Here is an 18325-nt window from a genome sequence, read left to right as displayed (position 1 = left end):
TCTGGCAACGGATCACCTTTTTTGGTTTACAATTTGATTTGCAGATTAACCAAACTTTATAAGTTGCTAGGTTTTTCTAGCTACTACGATTACTTTTCTTGATGATTCCGCACTTTTTGGGAAACCGTTATTTTTATAGTTATTTTCTATAAATTAATACTCCCAAAACAATATAAAGAAGAAATTCCCTCGCAGACTGAACTATTTGTAAGTGCCCCGACCTTGTTGCTTCATGATAATTATCTAATTGTATTGCATATTTTTCTACTAAAATATCAAATAGATAATACGATATTACTAATTGAAAAAATTGAATTACTACTAAAGAGATAATAGATGTTTTTAAAATCTGTCTTGCCGTTGCGTTATCAATATTACTATTTTTAATCCAGTTGAAAATTTTCCAAGTTACTAAAGCAAATAAAATCAAATAGAGTATCTCATTTATCCAAAAAATCACCAATGAATCAACAGAAACTATGATTAATATATATTTTGAAATTATAAAAAGAAATGTATGCAAAAAACTTATAATTGCCAGCCAAAGAAACATTCCTGCTCCAACGCTAAAATGAATAATATTAGATTCACTTTTAATTTTCTTAATAATTGTGTTACGTTAAAATTGATGTTAATTTTTACACTAGTTTTTCTCTTCATGCTCATCTTTTTTGTATAACTTAATATACCAGCCATAAAGTGGCACTAATCCCTCCAATTTGAATGGCTTCGTGCCATTAAATGACTTCTGCTAATGTATAGATAATCAACCATAATTAATCTATATCAACAAATCTAAATGGTTTCATTTTCATTGCTTTACGGTTTCCCGTAAAGCAATGAAAATTTTATAATATTTAAAAAGACTAGACACATTACATAATTTTTTGAGAATAAAAATCTCATCACCAAACTAAACCCTATAAAAAAAGACGGCTCATTTTCGAGACGGCTTTTTTTATAGGGTTAAAAGGTATTAATTAATCCGTTATCTTATAAAAGAACATTTGTGGAGCGCCTTCAACACCGGCATCCATCATCAGTTTTTTCTTTGCTTCGGAGGTGATATTTTCTTTTGCTTTTTTCATATCCGTAATGGCAAATACCAGCGTCACCATATTTGGATCGTCTATACTTCTGGCCATTCCTCTGTCTATAAATCCTTCTTCCATTCTTTTGGAAGTTCCTTCGGCATCGTATACTTTGAGCCAGGCATCAAAATCTTTTACACGATGCGTCACCATCAATCGGTCTTTCTGATTAATCGGTGTGTCGTCATTTCGTATTACCTCATAATACGTAAATTCAGGTTTACCGGTAACCCCGGCTTTTTTCATCGTCTCTTTCAGATTGGGAAGCACACTAAATTCTTTTGCTTTTTGGACATCATTAATTTTATCTATTATCATAATCATATTCGCATCGTCAATTCCTCTTCCTACCATATAATGTGAGATTCCATACACCATTCGCATAGAATCATGCGCATCATATTCCTTTCTCCATTTTTCATAATCCGCTATTTTGTGCTTTATTCCAATTACTTTAAAAGGTTCAAATACAGCAACAGCGGTAGCAGTATCTATAGGCATAACTTCTTCAGGTTCTGTTTTCTCCGTTTTATTGTTTTTACAAGATAAAAAGGCAACGGTAAAAACTAATATCAAAACTGGTTTCAAAAAAAATTTAATGTTTTTCATATTATTATTTTTTAAGTTATTTTTATTACGTAAATATAATAATAAATACTGATAATCAGATTATTACAAACTAATTAATCTTTAAAAACAAATATCAGAATACGTGTTGACAGTCCTTTTATATTTTTAATTTCTCCATAAAATAGAGTTTATTCCATGCCATAATTCCATAAAAAAAGCCGACTCGCAAAAACGAGACGGCTTAAATTTTTCAATCAAAAAAGATTACAAAATAAAATCGGTATTAATAAAATTAGATTCTTTACTGCTCAATAATTTCTGCAAAATAGCATTGTTATAATCATTGTCTTTAGACGCTACAAAAGTTCTAATCGAGAACGAGCGCAAGGCATCGTGAATACTCAATGTTCCTACTGCTGAATCTTTTCGTCCTGTAAAAGGGAAAACATCCGGTCCTCTTTGGCAAGAACTATTCAAGTTTACTCTACACACTAAATTCACCAAAGCATCAATAAGCGGCGCAATGGTTTTGATGTCTTTTCCAAACAAACTCACTTGTTGCCCGTAATTTGATTCCGCCATATCGTTCAAAGGCTCTTGAATGTCTTTGAAAGAAATAATAGGCACAACTGGACCAAACTGCTCTTCGTGATACACACGCATTTCTTTGTTTATAGGAAATAAAACTGCCGGAAAAATATAATTAGACGAATGCTTCCCTCCTTTTTCATTGATTATTGCAGCTCCTTTACTGGTAGCATCATCTATCAATTCCTGAATGTAAGCCGGTTTTTCTTTTTCTGGTAAAGGCGTCAGAAACACGGAGGCATCCCACGGATTACCAAAAACCAATGCGTCAACTTTGGCAGCAAAACGTTTATTGAACTCATCAGCAATGGACTCATGCACATACAAGACTTTCAAAGCCGTACAACGCTGTCCATTGAACGATAAAGAGCCCGCAATGCATTCTTGGATAGCCAAATCTAAATCGGCATCCGGAAGGATTATCGCAGGATTTTTTGCCTCCAAACCTAATATCAAACGCAGTCTGTTTTTGTTAGGATGTTGGTCTTGTAAAGCAATCGCTGATTTACTGTTTCCTATCAAAGCCAAAATATCTACTTTTCCGGATTTCATTATTGGAGAAGCCACTTCACGTCCGCGACCGTACACAATATTGATAGCTCCTTTTGGAAAACTGTTTCTGAAAGCTTCCAATAAAGGTGAAATCAATAAAACACCATGTTTTGCCGGTTTAAAAATTACCGGATTCCCCATAATCAATGCAGGAATCAGCAACGAAAAAGTCTCATTCAACGGATAATTATAAGGCCCAAGACATAGAACAACGCCAAGCGGTCCTCTACGAACCATGGCATTTATCCCTTGTACTTTAGAAAAATGAGCACTACGACTGTTTAATTCTTTTAAGCTGTCGATAGTATCATAGATATATTCTACGGTTCTGTCAAATTCTTTTTCAGAATCACCCAATGATTTTCCAATTTCCCACATCAATAATTTAACAACTTCTTTACGGGTTGTTTTCATTTGAGTAACGAAATTTTCCATGCATTTTATGCGATCCGCCACTTTCATGGTTGGCCATAATCCTTGACCGTTATTATAGGCCGCGCTAGCCGCATTTACCGCTTCCAGCGCTTCGGCTTCTCCCATAAACGGGATTGAACCTAAAATAGTGGGACCGTATTCTTCAGTGGATGAAATCGTTGAAAAAACAGGCGTGGTCTGACCCGTCCATTTTTTTAACTCTCCGTCAACTAAATACGTATCTTGATTCAATAATGTTGTAATCTTAAATTCTTCTGGTATTACATTCATACTAAAGTATATTATGTTTTTAATTTAAATTTTAAATAAACAAAGAGGCATAAGCCTCTTTGTTTATTATGGTTCAACTACTTCTCCATCCCAATCCATAATGCCTCCAACTAAGTTATACGCATTTTCAAAACCCAGCTCATTCATTATTTCGCAGGCTTTTGCACTTCGCATTCCGGAACGGCAATACACATAATAGTTTTTTGTTTTGTCTAACGCTTCAATTTCAGTTATAAAACCTTGTCCCAAGTGAATGTCAATATTAATGGCATTGGCTATAATCCCTTCGTTAAATTCGGCTTCGGTTCTCACGTCTAAAATTACTGCGTTTTCGTCAGTTTCAAATTGAGAAACCCAATCTTCTTGTGTTAAATTCATAGTGATGTTTTTTGTAAAAATACAAAGATTTTAGCTAACAATAAACGCCTGAATTGTTAATTGGATAATATTCATAAGAAAACGTTTTCGCAAAACATTAACTATCAATAAACTATAAAATTAGTGCTTATTTTTATGAAATAAGTCTATTAAATCCATAGGAAATAAGTAAACAATATTCAATCAATCAAGTACTTGTATTTTTTTTTAGTCCAAAAATCATCCCCACTTTTTTGAGTTTTTTAGACTACTTTTACCATCCAAACTATAGAAAAAAGACTAAAATGCTCGATACCATAAAGAAATTTTTTTATTCATTACCTAATGAATTAATTACAGAAATGGTGCTTCAAAAAAATTTAAAATGGAATATTTAGGTTATTTTGCTTCAATTATTATTGGACTATCATTAGGATTAATTGGAGGCGGTGGATCGATTCTTACTATTCCTATTCTGGTTTATCTCTTTAAAATAGACCCAGAAAATGCTACCAGTTATTCTCTGTTTATAGTGGGAATTACGGCTTTATTTGGATGTATCAGTCACTATAAAATGGGAAATCTTAAAATTAAATCAGCATTATACTTTGCCATTCCCTCGGTTTTTTCTATACTGATAATTCGAGAAGTCATTTTCCCAAAAATTGCGGCAACAATTTTCTCCATTGCTTCCTACCAAGTATCAAAAAATTTCCTGATAATGATTGTTTTTTCATTACTCATGATAGCAGCCGCAATATCTATGATACGCAAAACAAAAACGGTAACGAATCCACCAAAAACAAATTATACACAGCTTGGACTAATTGGATTTTTAGTTGGAATTGTCACTGGGTTTTTAGGTGCCGGAGGAGGGTTTTTAATCATACCTGCATTATTATTTTTTGCTAATTTACCAATGAAACAAGCCGTTGGCACCTCATTATTGATTATCTTTATAAACTCTAGTATTGGTTTTTGTGGTGATTTATATATTGGTACACCTATAGACTATTCGTTTTTACTGATGATTTCGAGTATGGCTTTTATAGGAATGATTATTGGCATCAAGCTTTCAAAAAAAATAGACGGGGCTAAACTAAAACCAATCTTTGGTTGGTTTCTATTAGTAATGGGAATTTATATTATTATCAAAGAATTTTTCTTGAATTAAAAAATGGAATGTAACAATTGTCACTATTTATCCTAAAAAAACAGAAGTACATTGGTACTATAAAATTAAAAAAATGCAATCATGCAAATAGAACAAATATATACGGGATGTCTAGCCCAAGGTGCTTACTATATAACTTCAAATGGCGAAGCGGCAATTATTGATCCGTTACGTGAAACCCAACCCTATTTAGACCGATTGGAGAGAGACAGCGTTGCATTGAAATATATTTTTGAAACCCATTTTCATGCTGATTTTGTATCCGGTCACGTTGATTTGAGCAGAGAAACAGGTGCTCCAATTGTTTATGGTCCAAATGCAAGTTGTGAGTTCGAATGTATTTCTGCTAAAGACGGACAGGAATTCACCATTGGTAACATAAAAATAAAAGTATTGCACACTCCGGGACATACCATGGAAAGCTCTACTTTTTTATTGATTGACGAAAACGGAAAAGATCATGCCATTTTCTCAGGAGACACTTTGTTTATTGGTGATGTGGGAAGACCAGATTTGGCCCAAAAAGCGGCAGACATGACACAAGAGGAATTAGCAGGTATCTTATTTCATTCCTTAAGAGATAAAGTGATGACTTTAGCAGATGATGTCATTGTTTATCCGGCTCACGGTGCAGGAAGTGCCTGTGGAAAAAATATGAGCAAGGAAACAGTATCTACCATTGGCGACCAAAAAGCTACCAATTATGCGTTGCGTGCGAATATGACTGAAGCCGAATTTATACAAGAAGTTACCGAAGGTTTATTGCCTCCTCCAGCCTATTTTGGAATGAATGTGGCAATGAATAAAAAAGGATATGACAGCTTTGAAAACGTATTGCACTTAGGAATGCGCGCTTTATCTGTAGTCGAATTTGAAGCGGCGGCTGAAGAAGCCGGAGCCTTAATTTTGGATACCCGAAAAAACGGAGAATTTGCCAAAGGATTTATTCCCCAATCCATAAACATTGGAATAGATGGTGATTTTGCTCCTTGGGTAGGTGCTTTAATTGCCGATGTAAAACAACCCATCCTAATTGTTTGTGAACTGGGACAAGAGGAAGAAACCGTTACGCGTTTAAGCCGTGTGGGATTTGATAACTTGATTGGTCATCTTGATGGTGGTTTTGATGCTTGGGCAAAAGCTGGAAAAGAAATTGATACCGTACATAGAATCACTGCCGACCAATTTGCTGCAGCAGTAAAAATTGGCGAAAGCAAAGTAATCGATATTCGTAAAGAAAGTGAATATTGCGCTGAACATGTTGAAGAAGCGTACAGCAAGCCATTAGCGGTTATCAATGAATGGATCAAAGATATTAATCCAAAAGAACATTTTTATTTGCATTGTGCGGGTGGATACCGCAGTATGATTGCGGCTTCGATATTAGAAGCACGCGGTTTTAGAAATTTCACTGAAATTGAAGGTGGTTTTAATGCTATTTCAAAAACGGATGTTCCAAAAACGGATTTCGTTTGCCAAAGCAAAGTATTGAAATAAAAGCAATTTCAATGGCAATAACAATAGTAATGGCAATTTCAAAAAAATCGAATTATGGAAGATATAAAATGTTGTGTAGTTTCCTGCGATAAACCGCTAGATGCAGCCTATTGGGAAGCCCAATACGAAGCCAAAACCACTGGTTGGGATTTAGGCAAAGTATCACCTCCCATACAAACGTATGTCGATACAATAATTAATAAAAATTGCAGTATTTTGATTCCTGGTTGTGGAAATAGTTATGAAGCTGAATATCTTTTGGAGCAAGGATTTACAAATAGTACCCTAATCGATATTGCGCCAACACCAGTGGCAGTTTTAAAAGAAAAGTTTAAAAACAATTCTAATATTCAAATTATACTGGGCGATTTCTTTGAACATCAAGGAAAATATGATTTGATTATTGAGCAAACTTTTTTCTGTGCTTTGCCTCCAACAATGCGCCAAAAATACGTGTGGAAAATGCATCAACTTTTTTCTGATGAAGGAATTCTGGCGGGATTACTGTTCAATAGAACGTTTGAATCCGGTCCTCCTTTTGGCGGAAGCAAAGAAGAATATGAACTACTTTTCAAAGGTGCTTTTGATTTTTTAAAAATGAATGTATCTGAAAATTCGATTGCACCAAGAGCGAATTCAGAGTTGTTTATAGAGTTGAAAAAGAACAATCAGGTTATTGTGAATTTATATGAATTCGAAGGCATTACGTGTAGTGGCTGCATGGAAACCATCACAAAAAAATTGACTGCGATTGAAGAGATATTAAATGTAAGTATGAGCAGTAATTTTGCTGAAGTATTAATTGTCAGTAAAAATGAAATTGCAGTCGAAATATTACAACAGGTGATTTCTTATGATGCGAAGTATAAAATCAAAAAAATAAACACGTAAAATCAAATTCTTTTTTTCGAAAAAAAATGAAAGCATTATTATTTACAAACTGGCATCTAATGCGCTGGGTTCGTCTGGCGTTTGCCTTATTTTTATTTGCTCAAGCCTATATTTTAAAAGAGTGGATGTTCATTGGTTTTGGACTATTTTTCTTGATTCAGGTCGTTTTTAATTTAGGTTGTGGCTCTAATGGTTGTACTATTCCTAACAATAAATACAATAAAGATGAGTAATTTCGATACGATTATCAATTCAGGCAAACCGGTATTAATAGACTTTTTTGCCACATGGTGCGGACCATGTAAAATGCTTAGTCCCATTTTGAGAGAAGTAAAAGAGAGTTTGGGAGAAAACGTTTCCATTATCAAAATTGATGTGGACAAAAACCAGCAAATTTCAAGTCAGTATCAGGTTCGTGGGGTTCCAACGATGATTTTATTTCAAAACGGAAAACAGTTGTGGAGACAATCCGGTGTGTTATCCAAAGAGGAAATTATCAAAATTATTTTAGAGAAAAGCAATAAATAGCAAAAAGTACTGGTGTCATAGGTCTTAATTTTGGATATAATTACTGGCTTAAACCCCAACTGCTTTTGGTATTTTTTAAGTGGCATTTTAGTTTTGTTTTTATACAACCAGAATTTAACTATTATTTCTCCTAACTTAGTGTCACTATGGAAAAACCTCGCCAATATAGACTTTCAAGATCCGAATCTTTATTTGTTAGAGGACCTTTGACACGATTAAAAAACTTGTTTTTCACTTTTAAAGTTCAATACAACTTTATTAGAGCTTTTCAAAAAATGCATTTTATTGGTCCGTGTGTTACTGTTTTTGGCTCTGCCCGATTTGGTCCGGAAACTGCGCATTATAAAAATGCAGAGCGCATTGGTGCCGAAATAGCAAAATTAGGTTTTACAGTAATGACAGGTGGCGGTCCGGGAATTATGGAAGCGGCAAATAAAGGCGCTTATGAAGCGGGAGGTTATTCTGTTGGGTCTAATATTGTTCTTCCGGTGGAACAAAAACCAAATCCATATTTGCACAAATGGATTTACATTCCTTACTTTTTTGTGAGAAAAGTTATTTTAATAAAATATTCCTATGCATTCATTGTTATGCCGGGAGGAATAGGCACTCTCGACGAATTATTTGAGGCGCTGACCTTAATTCAAAATAAAATAATAAATAATTTTCCGATAGTAATTTTTGATACTGAATATCATAAAGAGCTGTATCATCATATTCAAGTCATGTCAAAAAATGAGAGCATCAGCCCCGAGGATATGAGCCTGTTATTTGTAACGGACTCCGTAGAGGAATTGATTGAGCATCTTAAAAAACATGCAATCAAAAAATTTGGTTTAAAAAAGTATGCGTATAAGCGTAAATCGTGGTTTGGAGAAAAAAGGAAACATTAATTATCAAATGAAACTAGCTAAAAAAAATTTCTTTGATTATTATTTCAACCACTTAAACAGCACTTTTTCTAAACTGGATCTTAAAATAGGTTTACAAACATAATCATCCATTCCTGACTCTAAACATTTTTCTTTTTCACCTAACATTATTCCGGCAGTCAATGCTATTATTGGAATATTATTGTATTTTTTTAGTTGTTTAATTTCAACAGTAGCTTCATATCCATTTTTATGAGGCATTTGGATATCCATTAAAATCAAGTCCAGATTCTCTTTTTTATACAATTTAATGGCTTTTTTACCATCGGAGGCTTCTAATACTGTACTGCCCGGAAGTATTGATTTAAGTAATGTTTTTACCAAAAGCATGTTTATTTTATTGTCTTCGACTACTAATATTTTTTTGTTCGAAAAATTTCCAATAGAAGAAATATTCTCTTCTTTTTCAACATTATTATCTAAATCTTTTGAATCATATTCATGATTTGATTTTTCTAGTTCAACCGTAAAGAAAAATTCACTTCCTTTTCCATAATGGCTGTTCAATTCTAACTTACTGTTCATTAAAGCTAAAAGTTGATTTGTAATAGTCAGTCCCAAACCAGTTCCTCCAAATTTGCGCGTAATTGAACTATCTTCCTGCATGAAAGAATGGAATATTTTTTCTTGATTTTCTTCTTTTATTCCAATGCCTGTATCTTTAACCGAAAATTTTAAATGACATTGATTTTCATTTTCTAAAGAAACAGTATTGCTAATATTTAACTTAACATATCCTTCTTTCGTAAATTTCAACGCATTCCCTATCAAATTCACTAAAATCTGTTTCAATCGAATAGAATCGACTAAAACATAATTGGGAACAGTTGCGTCAATATTTAGGATTAGAGCTATTTTATTTAAGTCTGCATGATATTTGAAAATATCGATTACATGATGAATAAGTTCAAAAAGATTAACTTCTTCGATATTCAATTCAAATTTACCGGATTCAATTTTTGAGAAATCTAAAATATTATTAATAATCTCAATTAATATTGTAGCTGATTCATGAACCGTATTCATATACTCCGTCTGATTTTTATCCAGATTTGTTTTCATTAACAAATCAGTAAAACCAACAATTCCGTTCAGAGGAGTCCTAATTTCATGACTCATATTAGTCAAAAAACTGGATTTTGCTCTGTTCGCCGCTTCGGCTTGTTCTTTAGCTTTAGTCAACTCAATTTCTAATTTTTTTAACGCTGTAATTTCAATAAAACTGATGACTACTTCAGCTATTTCCCCCAAATTATTAAATACAGGAAAACCATTTATCAGAAGCCATTTAGTAGAAGCATTCTTGTTTTTCTCGATTCCAATTATAAAATTTTTTATGGGTTTTTTATTATTTAGAATTTCGTTTACTGGATAACTCTCCGGAACCAAAGGTTTGTTATCCTCATTTATAAATTTCCACACTGGATTAAGAATCTGTTTTCCTTTCATCTGATCTTTGCTCAAACCAATCAGTTTAGATGCTTTAGGATTAGAAAAAAGTATAGAAGCATCCTTATCATACAAGATAATCCCAACATCAAGATTGTTTAATAATTCTCTATACCGCTCTTCACTTTCTCTAAGAGCAGATTCAGTTAATTTGAGCTGTGTAATATCTACCGTGGTGATTAGAGCTTCCTTTCGATTTTCAGAGAGAACTGCAGTAAGATAAACATTTATGGTAAAAATGTTCTCTAAAAGCAATTTAACTTCACAAGATCCTTTTAGATTCGTATTGAAAACAGTATCCAAGAATTCATTGAAGATTGGTTTTGTATCATCAGAGACAAAAAAACCAAATTGACTGTTTATTAATTTTGATCTTTCTTTTTGTAATAATTGAGAACCGGTAAGATTGAGTTGCGTTATTTTTCCAGAATTTGTTAGTGTAAAATAGCCTGAAGGAGCAAAATCATACAATTCAGTATATTTTTGCGTAGCCATTTCAGCTTGTTCTTTGGCTAAAATAAGTTCTTCTTTTTGCACCTCCAATTCTATCTGATGAACTTCTAATTCATGGATCAGTTTTAATGTTTCCACTTCTGAAAGCTTAGAATCAGCAATTGAATGTTTTTGCTGTTGGAATTCTTCCTCCTTATTTTCAATATTTTCCATAAGTATTATCTTTATAAAGACTACTGTTTTTATTTCCTGACAATTGAAAATCAAATACTTATTCTTTTACTTGCGTAGTGGTATATCATTGTAAAAAACTAAATATTTCTGTAATTATGACTAAAACCAAACTGACAAGCGCTGTATTCCTTTTTTGTAGTTCATTTTTCTATTTCCATGAAACTTAAATGAAAACATTGTGGTTTTATTTAGGTTCTTCTCACTTTTAATAAGTGTATCAGAAACCAAATTTATCTCAAGAAAATAGTTGAGTAGCGAAAATAGTTTAGTGGGGAGTTCTTTTGAGGAAGAAACAATAGCAGCTATAACAGCTTCAATTGTATTGCGGTGTATGCTCTTAAATTTTGCCAAAGCAGGGTCTTGGACAAGTACAAAACCATTTTTTTCTTTATTGGATCTCCTTCCAAAGAGAATGATTCCAATATTTTTTTCTATTCTATCCAATAGCTCAAGCTCGCCTGCTGATGCTCCAATACCAATTATTGGAAAACCATTATTATCGGCAATAGACAAGCTTGAATTTAGTTTCAAATCAAGAATTTCGCCTTCCCCTTGGCTAATTTGATTGCTTTTTATCATCTCAAAATTAGAATTTCTATATCTTATTATTAGTTGAGTCGGATTGTTGTTTCAATAATTGCCCTTTTTAACTTTGATTACTATATAATTGTCAATTCTATTTACTTTTATTAACTAAATTGCTTTTTGCAAAAGTAAAATGACCAGAAGATCATTGCACTTCCTTAAAAAATCATTAGAATTTAACAATTGTTTATATTTTTAAAAAATAGATTAAAATTCAATATTAAGTCTAATTGCACATTCTTGTTAAATTTGTCATTATTTTAGTGTTAATTAAAATATTTAACTAAATATACCCTTAAATGACTATAAATTTAATAAAAAAATATTTTTATTACAACTAAACACAAAACTAAATCGATAAACATTCTTTAAAAAAAATCAAGAGACAACATTTCCCCTTTACAATTTTAATCCAAATTTATAGTACACTTCAAAGTGTTAAACCAAAATAATATTCTCGGCTTAGTTTTTGCAAAACATTTATTCTAAATTAGGAGATCTCGTTTATGTTTTAAACTTTATTTGAACCTGAAACTATCGCAAACCAAATTCCTGAATTGCATATCATAATAAAAATTAACACAAAAATAACACACATTTGTATATACAAATAAAAAATGTGTTACATTTGTACCAACAAATTACATGTATACAAATATGAAAATTGAAGATGTATTAAAAAGTACTATTACCTATGATAATTCAAAAAAAATTATCCTGAATGTTTTGTACACTCAAAATGTAATTACAGACAATTTTAATGAAATATTGAAACCCTATGAGTTATCAGGTGAGCAATATAATGTTTTACGAATATTAAGAGGCCAGAAAGGGAACCCAGCAAACATGTGCGTGATTCAAGAACGCATGTTAGCCAAGACGAGTAATACTACCCGATTAGTCGATAAATTATTATTAAAAAAATTTGTGACTCGAAATGTTTGCCCTGAAAATAGACGAAAAATAGAAGTTTTAATTACACAAAAAGGACTTGACGTTTTAAAAGAATTAGATCCAAAAGTAATTGCACACGAACAGTTTTTCTCAAAAAATTTGAGTTCGGAGGAAATCGTTCAATTAAATCAATTGTTAGAAAAATATAGAAATCAATAAATACTAAATATAAATGAGTACTTTTTTAGATAACCAAAATTGGAGATACGCCACAAAAAAATTTGATGCAGCAAAAAAAATCTCTGCCGAAGATTTAAATATATTAAAAGAAGCCATTCGTTTGAGTTCTTCTTCTTATGGATTACAACCTTATAAGGTTATTATTGTTGAAAATCCCGAATTAAGAGCAAATCTTCAACCTGCAGCATGGGGACAATCACAAATTGTTGAAGCTTCACATCTGATCGTCTTCGCGAATGAAACCAAAATAGATGATTCGGCTATAGATGATTATTTAAAAAACATGAGTGAAATCAGAAATACACCAATAGAAGCTTTAGCAGGTTATGGGGCGTTTATGAAATCTAAAATTACTGCTCTGACAGCCGAAGAAAAAAACATTTGGACAGCAAAACAAACTTATTTAGCTTTGGGAAATCTTTTGAATGCAGCTGCTGAACTTAAAATTGACGTTACCCCAATGGAAGGATTTGTCCCAGCCCAAATAAACGAAATTTTGGGATTGGATAAATTGAATCTAAACGCCTCTTTAATGGCTACCATTGGTTACAGACACGAAGAAGATGCAACCCAGTTTTACAAAAAAGTCAGAAAATCACACGAAGAATTATTTATTACACTATAATTATTAATTAAAATCAAATTTAAACACATGAAAAATTTCAAATCAATTGCATTGGCATTAGTAGTAGTTTTATCTACTTTATCAGTAACAGCACAAACTAAAAAAGTAGATGCTTCAAAAAGTTCTATCAACTGGGTTGGGAAAAAAGTAACTGGACAACATGAAGGTACAATCAATCTTAAAGATGGTGCATTAGTATTCAAAGGGAAAAAATTAATTGGTGGTACATTCAATGTAGACATGAATTCAATTTTAGTTACTGACTTAAAAGCAGGTCAAGGTAAAGAAAAACTAGAAGGTCACTTGAAAGCTGATGACTTTTTTGGAACAGAAAAATTCGCAACAGCGACTTTGGTTTTCAAAAAAATAGTTACTAAAGCAACTAATGTATACACTGTAACCGGAGATTTAACAATTAAAGGTATCACTAACCCTGTTACTTTTGATTTAACAACAACTGCCACTACAGCTTCAACTAATGTAAAAATTGACAGAACAAAATACGATATTAAATATGGCTCTGGAAGCTTCTTTGATAACTTAGGGAACAAAGCAATCAATGATGATTTCGATTTGGCTGTCGCTTTGAAATTCTAATTTCAACTCAAAAATAATATCTTAAAACCCTAACAAGCAATTGTTGGGGTTTTGTCTTTTACATATGTCTCTTTAGCTTATTTAACAAAAAAATAAAAAAATCATTTATTTTTTTGTTTAATTCTATTTGGAAAACCAAATTACCTTCATATATTTGTTCCAAGAAATAAAACATGAAAACAATTTTAAACAATACTTGGTGGTGGAACAATTTACGTCAGTCGTCGTGAACTAAGCTCCTATAGTATTATTAAAACTATAAATATAAAAGGCTTGTCATCACGACAAGCCTTTTTTTTTGTGCAAAATTTCATCATCACATTACAGTTTAAACCTTAAAACACACACAAGTTGAAACCTTTTATACTAAAAACAAACTATAAGCAAATCCTTGCCGATACAATTACTCCAGTAAGTGTGTATCTCAAAATTCGCGACAAATTCCCTAATAGTTTATTGCTGGAAAGTAGCGATTATCATGGCAATGACAATAGCTTTTCCTATATCTGTTGTAACCCGATTGCGTCTATAAAAATTGAAAACGAAATCATTCACAAGAGTTTTCCTGACGGGAGTTTTGAAAAAATAATTATTGATGCCAACACCAATATTCCAGCAGTTATTCAAGAATTTTCAGGTCAATTCAAATCAGAGAAAAACAATTTTAAATTCATAAATAATGGGCTTTTTGGTTATATCTCTTATGATGCCGTTCGTTATTTTGAAAAAGTATCCATTGCCAAAAAAGAAAATAGTAACACCATTCCCGATGTGTATTATGCGGTTTACCAAAATATAATTGCCATCAATCATTTCAAGAATGAAGCGTACATTTTCTGTCATAGTTTAGATGGAAAAAATAACATTTCAGAAATAGAACAATTGTTACAATCCAGAAACATTGCCTCTTATAAGTTTACAAAAGAAGGAGAAGGATTTTCGAATCTAACTGACGAAGAATTTAAACATAATGTGGCTTTGGCCAAAAAGCATTGTTTCCGTGGTGATGTGTTCCAATTAGTTTTATCCAGAAGGTTTACCCAAGGTTTCAAAGGTGATGAATTTAATGTGTACAGAGCGTTAAGAAGCATCAATCCTTCGCCCTATTTATTCTTTTTTGATTATGGGGATTTCAAAATATTTGGTTCTTCCCCCGAAGCCCAAATTATTGTCAAAAACCGTAAAGCTGAGATTCATCCTATCGCAGGAACTTTCAAAAGAACGGGCGATGATGAAAAAGATGCCATTCTTGCCAAACAATTATCGGAAGACAAAAAAGAAAATAGTGAACACGTGATGTTAGTGGATTTAGCCAGAAATGATTTAAGTCGAAACGGGCATAATGTCAATGTAGAGAAATACAGAGAAGTGCAATTTTTCTCACATGTTATCCATTTGGTTTCAAAAGTAACAGGACATTTACACCCAAAAGCCACAACGATGCAAGTGGTAGCCGATACTTTTCCGGCAGGAACATTAAGTGGCGCACCAAAACACCGAGCTATGCAACTGATTGAAGAATACGAAAAAACCAATCGGAATTTTTATGGCGGTGCCATCGGTTTCATGGATTTTGAAGGGAACTTTAATCACGCTATTATGATTCGGACTTTCCTGAGTAAAAATCATCAATTGCATTCCCAAGCGGGAGCCGGAATTGTAGCCAGTTCTGACGAAGAAAGCGAAATGCAGGAAGTGTATAATAAATTGAGGGCATTGAATGCCGCTTTGGATTTAGCGGAAACGATATAAAATAATTTAAAGATTTAATAATTTAAGAATTTAAAGATTACTGAAACACTAGAATTTTTCAATCTTTAAATCTTTTAATTTTTCAATAATAAAAATGAAAAAAATACTAGTCATAGACAATTACGATAGTTTCACTTACAATTTAGTGCATTATCTCGAAGATTTGAATTGCGAAGTAACCGTTTATAGAAACGATGAATTTGATATAGATGAGATAGCTATTTTCGATAAAATTCTACTTTCTCCTGGGCCAGGAATTCCAGATGAAGCAGGATTATTGAAAGAAGTCATTAAAAAATACGGGGCAACTAAAAGCATTTTTGGAGTGTGTTTAGGACAACAAGCGATAGGCGAAGTTTATGGGGGAACACTATCCAACTTGGATAAAGTATACCACGGCGTGGCAACAATGGTAAAAACAGTAGTCGATGATGAACTTTTATTTGAAGGATTAGGAAAAGAATTTGAAGTGGGACGTTATCACTCTTGGGTAGTTGACAGCAATTTACCTGATGTTTTGGAAGCAACTTCATTGGACGAAAATGGACAAGTGATGTCGTTGCGCCACAAAACGTATGATGTACGCGGTGTACAATTTCATCCGGAAAGTGTTTTGACTCCCAATGGGAAAAAGATATTAGAGAATTGGGTGAACTCATAGTGTTCAGTGTTCAGTCGCAGTAATCAGTTAACATAATTTAAATAACAATATTCAGTAATAAACTTTTAGTCTTTGCGAGCAAATAAAAAAAAATCAAAAATGACAATTATAATTTCCGAAACAAAAGATATTAATATTGAAGATATAATAGCGCTTTATAAAGCAAACAAATGGAGTTCAGCTGACAAACCAGAACAATTGTTTAATGGTCTTATGAGTTCCGATGCTTTAATAACGGCTTGGGAAAATAAAAAATTAGTTGGACTTGGAAATGCTATTTCTGATGGCTATTTAGTAGTCTATTACCCGCATCTACTAGTTCATCCAGATTATCAAGGAAAAGGAATTGGCAAAATGATTTTTGATAAAATGCAAGAGAAATATAGCAGCTTTCACATGCAAATGCTAACCGCAGATGGAAAAGCTATTGATTTTTATAAAAAAAATGGTTTTGAACGCGCTGGACAAACAGAACCAATGTGGATTTATAACGGAAATGAACATTAATAGTTGTGATTTCAAATGTCATACTGTCGAAAGACTTTAAGACCTTCGACTTTAGACTTTAAGATAAATAACAAAATGAAAAATATATTAAACAGACTCATTAATCACGAAATGCTTTCGAAAGAAGAAGCTAAGAATGTATTGGTAAATATCTCAAACGGGAGTTATAACACCAGTCAGATTGCTTCTTTTCTTACCGTTTATATGATGCGAAGTGTCAGTATTGATGAACTTTCCGGTTTTCGGGAAGCGTTGTTAGAACTGTGCATCCGTGTGGATTTATCTGCCTATGATACCATCGATTTATGTGGAACTGGTGGCGACGGAAAAGACACCTTTAACATTTCAACTTTGGCTTCTTTTGTGGCTGCCGGTGCAGGAATAAAAGTGGCAAAACACGGAAATTACGGTGTTTCATCCATTTCCGGATCTAGTAATGTGATGGAAAAAATGGGAATCAAGTTCAGTAATGACACTGATTTTCTGGAGAAATGCATGGATAAAGCCGGAATTTGTGTTTTACACGCGCCATTATTTCACCCCGCTATGAAAAATGTGGGTCCAATTCGAAAAGAATTAGCTGTAAAAACCTTCTTTAATATGTTGGGACCAATGGTAAACCCATCATTTCCAAAAAATCAATTAGTGGGCGTTTTTAATTTAGAACTGGCTAGAATGTATGCCTATTTATATCAAAATACCGATGTAAATTTTACAATCTTACATTCGCTTGATGGTTACGATGAAGTTTCATTAACAGGACCTACGAAAACAATTACCAGTTCGATGGAAGGAATGCTAAATCCAGAAGATTTTGGAGTTCAACTTTTGCTGCAAAGCGAAATCGAAGGTGGAAAAACCATTGAAGAATCAGCTCAAATTTTTACCAACATCATTTCAGGAAAAGGAACCGAAGCTCAAAACAATGTGGTTTGTGCCAATGCCGCAATGGCAATTGCAACCGTTACAAAATGTACGCCATTGGAAGGTTTTGAATTGGCAAAGGAAAGTTTGTTCTCCGGAAAAGGTCTTGTAGCTTTGAAGAAATTGAAAGATTTAAGCATTTAAAGATTATGACAAAATCGTTTGAAGAGTTTGATGTTTATAAAAAAGGGATTGTATCAGCAAAATTGATTTTTGAATTATTAAATACTAAAATCTTTGAAAAAGAATTTGGTTTTAAAGATCAAATAAAAAGAGCAGTTATTTCAATAACCAATAATATTGCCGAAGGTTCTGAATATAATAATAACAAACAACTCATTAGATATTTGAAAATCTCAAAAGGAAGTTGTGCAGAAGTTAGAAGTATGCTAATATTATCTCGGGAACCTGGCTTTTGTTCTCAAACAGAAATTGAAGAAAGCTATAAAATAAGTATTGAAATATCTCAAAACTTATCCAATTTTATTAAATATTTAAGTACTAAAATCAAAGACTAAT

The 18325-nt window shown here is 32.7% G+C and carries 19 protein-coding genes; 14 read left to right on the top strand and 5 right to left on the bottom strand.

The genetic code is table 11. The features are described from left to right. Window positions 1-980 precede the first annotated feature (980 nt). The 3 genes from E0H99_RS14020 to E0H99_RS14010 all read right to left on the bottom strand — a co-directional run bounded on the left by E0H99_RS14020 (window position 981) and on the right by E0H99_RS14010 (window position 3884). Window positions 981-1700 carry a hypothetical protein gene (locus tag E0H99_RS14020; protein WP_131996825.1) on the bottom strand — a complete coding sequence of 240 codons (720 nt, stop codon included), beginning with the start codon at window positions 1698-1700 and terminating at the stop codon, window positions 981-983. A gap of 225 nt (window positions 1701-1925) precedes the next feature. Next, window positions 1926-3506: an NADP-dependent glyceraldehyde-3-phosphate dehydrogenase gene (locus E0H99_RS14015; RefSeq protein ID WP_131996822.1), complete on the bottom strand. Its 1581-nt coding sequence runs from the start codon at window positions 3504-3506 to the stop codon at window positions 1926-1928. A 66-nt stretch (window positions 3507-3572) separates the two neighbouring features. After that, window positions 3573-3884 (bottom strand): rhodanese-like domain-containing protein, encoded by a 312-nt coding sequence (locus E0H99_RS14010; protein WP_131996819.1) that lies wholly within the window; start codon window positions 3882-3884, stop codon window positions 3573-3575. 364 nt (window positions 3885-4248) lie between these two features. Between E0H99_RS14010 and E0H99_RS14005 the strand changes: the two genes are divergently transcribed. From E0H99_RS14005 to E0H99_RS13980, 6 genes are all read left to right on the top strand, one after another. Further along, window positions 4249-5037 carry a sulfite exporter TauE/SafE family protein gene (locus tag E0H99_RS14005; RefSeq protein ID WP_131996816.1) on the top strand — a complete coding sequence of 263 codons (789 nt, stop codon included), beginning with the start codon at window positions 4249-4251 and terminating at the stop codon, window positions 5035-5037. Between the two features lie 81 nt (window positions 5038-5118). Continuing rightward, entirely contained in the window at window positions 5119-6534 is a 1416-nt protein-coding gene (locus tag E0H99_RS14000; RefSeq protein ID WP_131996813.1) for an MBL fold metallo-hydrolase, read from the top strand. 54 nt (window positions 6535-6588) lie between these two features. Further along, window positions 6589-7425, top strand: coding sequence for a methyltransferase domain-containing protein (locus tag E0H99_RS13995; RefSeq protein ID WP_131996810.1), 837 nt, complete (start codon window positions 6589-6591; stop codon window positions 7423-7425). Between the two features lie 26 nt (window positions 7426-7451). Beyond that, window positions 7452-7658 (top strand): hypothetical protein, encoded by a 207-nt coding sequence (locus E0H99_RS13990; RefSeq protein WP_131996807.1) that lies wholly within the window; start codon window positions 7452-7454, stop codon window positions 7656-7658. Beyond that, window positions 7651-7953 (top strand): thioredoxin, encoded by a 303-nt coding sequence (gene trxA / locus E0H99_RS13985; protein ID WP_131917169.1) that lies wholly within the window; start codon window positions 7651-7653, stop codon window positions 7951-7953. Before E0H99_RS13990 ends, trxA begins: the two co-directional genes overlap by 8 nt. Window positions 7954-8099: 146 nt before the next feature. After that, a complete protein-coding gene (locus E0H99_RS13980) occupies window positions 8100-8846 on the top strand; it encodes a TIGR00730 family Rossman fold protein (protein WP_131996804.1) in 747 nt (248 codons plus the stop codon). 39 nt (window positions 8847-8885) lie between these two features. On the opposite strand, the gene E0H99_RS13975 is transcribed toward E0H99_RS13980, so the two are convergent. Further along, window positions 8886-11000, bottom strand: coding sequence for an ATP-binding protein (locus E0H99_RS13975; RefSeq protein ID WP_131996802.1), 2115 nt, complete (start codon window positions 10998-11000; stop codon window positions 8886-8888). 120 nt (window positions 11001-11120) lie between these two features. Further along, the gene (locus E0H99_RS13970) at window positions 11121-11600 is read right to left on the bottom strand and encodes a hypothetical protein (protein WP_131996799.1); all 480 of its coding nucleotides are present in this window, start codon (window positions 11598-11600) and stop codon (window positions 11121-11123) included. A gap of 663 nt (window positions 11601-12263) precedes the next feature. Between E0H99_RS13970 and E0H99_RS13965 the strand changes: the two genes are divergently transcribed. From E0H99_RS13965 to E0H99_RS13930, 8 genes are all read left to right on the top strand, one after another. Then, complete coding sequence (locus tag E0H99_RS13965) at window positions 12264-12719, top strand: MarR family winged helix-turn-helix transcriptional regulator (protein WP_131996796.1); 456 nt, start codon at window positions 12264-12266, stop codon at window positions 12717-12719. A 13-nt stretch (window positions 12720-12732) separates the two neighbouring features. Next, window positions 12733-13365 (top strand): NAD(P)H-dependent oxidoreductase, encoded by a 633-nt coding sequence (locus tag E0H99_RS13960; RefSeq protein WP_131996793.1) that lies wholly within the window; start codon window positions 12733-12735, stop codon window positions 13363-13365. A 27-nt stretch (window positions 13366-13392) separates the two neighbouring features. Continuing rightward, window positions 13393-13962 (top strand): YceI family protein, encoded by a 570-nt coding sequence (locus E0H99_RS13955; protein ID WP_131996790.1) that lies wholly within the window; start codon window positions 13393-13395, stop codon window positions 13960-13962. A 351-nt stretch (window positions 13963-14313) separates the two neighbouring features. Continuing rightward, on the top strand, window positions 14314-15714 hold the full coding sequence (locus tag E0H99_RS13950; protein ID WP_131996787.1) for an anthranilate synthase component I family protein: 1401 nt from the start codon (window positions 14314-14316) through the stop codon (window positions 15712-15714). A 94-nt stretch (window positions 15715-15808) separates the two neighbouring features. Continuing rightward, the gene (locus E0H99_RS13945; protein WP_131996784.1) at window positions 15809-16375 is read left to right on the top strand and encodes an anthranilate synthase component II; all 567 of its coding nucleotides are present in this window, start codon (window positions 15809-15811) and stop codon (window positions 16373-16375) included. Window positions 16376-16474: 99 nt separating this feature from the next. Next, on the top strand, window positions 16475-16882 hold the full coding sequence (locus E0H99_RS13940) for a GNAT family N-acetyltransferase (protein ID WP_131996781.1): 408 nt from the start codon (window positions 16475-16477) through the stop codon (window positions 16880-16882). Between the two features lie 75 nt (window positions 16883-16957). Next, on the top strand, window positions 16958-17950 hold the full coding sequence (gene trpD / locus E0H99_RS13935) for an anthranilate phosphoribosyltransferase (RefSeq protein WP_131996778.1): 993 nt from the start codon (window positions 16958-16960) through the stop codon (window positions 17948-17950). 5 nt (window positions 17951-17955) lie between these two features. Continuing rightward, window positions 17956-18324 carry a four helix bundle protein gene (locus tag E0H99_RS13930; protein WP_131996775.1) on the top strand — a complete coding sequence of 123 codons (369 nt, stop codon included), beginning with the start codon at window positions 17956-17958 and terminating at the stop codon, window positions 18322-18324. The last annotated feature ends 1 nt before the right edge of the window (window position 18325 follow it).

It is taken from the genome of Flavobacterium sp. GT3P67, assembly GCF_004349155.1.
GTDB lineage: Bacteria > Bacteroidota > Bacteroidia > Flavobacteriales > Flavobacteriaceae > Flavobacterium > Flavobacterium ranwuense.
This window is presented reverse-complemented; position numbering and strand designations above follow the sequence as displayed.

Bases quoted from the DNA above. Each gene is read 5' to 3' on its own strand.
- E0H99_RS14020 (WP_131996825.1), bottom strand. From the start codon at position 1,700: ATGAAAAACATTAAATTTTTTTTGAAACCAGTTTTGATATTAGTTTTT.
- E0H99_RS14015 (WP_131996822.1), bottom strand. From the start codon at position 3,506: ATGAATGTAATACCAGAAGAATTTAAGATTACAACATTATTGAATCAA.
- E0H99_RS14010 (WP_131996819.1), bottom strand. From the start codon at position 3,884: ATGAATTTAACACAAGAAGATTGGGTTTCTCAATTTGAAACTGACGAA.
- E0H99_RS14005 (WP_131996816.1), top strand. From the start codon at position 4,249: ATGGAATATTTAGGTTATTTTGCTTCAATTATTATTGGACTATCATTA.
- E0H99_RS14000 (WP_131996813.1), top strand. From the start codon at position 5,119: ATGCAAATAGAACAAATATATACGGGATGTCTAGCCCAAGGTGCTTAC.
- E0H99_RS13995 (WP_131996810.1), top strand. From the start codon at position 6,589: ATGGAAGATATAAAATGTTGTGTAGTTTCCTGCGATAAACCGCTAGAT.
- E0H99_RS13990 (WP_131996807.1), top strand. From the start codon at position 7,452: ATGAAAGCATTATTATTTACAAACTGGCATCTAATGCGCTGGGTTCGT.
- trxA (WP_131917169.1), top strand. From the start codon at position 7,651: ATGAGTAATTTCGATACGATTATCAATTCAGGCAAACCGGTATTAATA.
- E0H99_RS13980 (WP_131996804.1), top strand. From the start codon at position 8,100: ATGGAAAAACCTCGCCAATATAGACTTTCAAGATCCGAATCTTTATTT.
- E0H99_RS13975 (WP_131996802.1), bottom strand. From the start codon at position 11,000: ATGGAAAATATTGAAAATAAGGAGGAAGAATTCCAACAGCAAAAACAT.
- E0H99_RS13970 (WP_131996799.1), bottom strand. From the start codon at position 11,600: ATGATAAAAAGCAATCAAATTAGCCAAGGGGAAGGCGAAATTCTTGAT.
- E0H99_RS13965 (WP_131996796.1), top strand. From the start codon at position 12,264: ATGAAAATTGAAGATGTATTAAAAAGTACTATTACCTATGATAATTCA.
- E0H99_RS13960 (WP_131996793.1), top strand. From the start codon at position 12,733: ATGAGTACTTTTTTAGATAACCAAAATTGGAGATACGCCACAAAAAAA.
- E0H99_RS13955 (WP_131996790.1), top strand. From the start codon at position 13,393: ATGAAAAATTTCAAATCAATTGCATTGGCATTAGTAGTAGTTTTATCT.
- E0H99_RS13945 (WP_131996784.1), top strand. From the start codon at position 15,809: ATGAAAAAAATACTAGTCATAGACAATTACGATAGTTTCACTTACAAT.
- E0H99_RS13940 (WP_131996781.1), top strand. From the start codon at position 16,475: ATGACAATTATAATTTCCGAAACAAAAGATATTAATATTGAAGATATA.
- trpD (WP_131996778.1), top strand. From the start codon at position 16,958: ATGAAAAATATATTAAACAGACTCATTAATCACGAAATGCTTTCGAAA.
- E0H99_RS13930 (WP_131996775.1), top strand. From the start codon at position 17,956: ATGACAAAATCGTTTGAAGAGTTTGATGTTTATAAAAAAGGGATTGTA.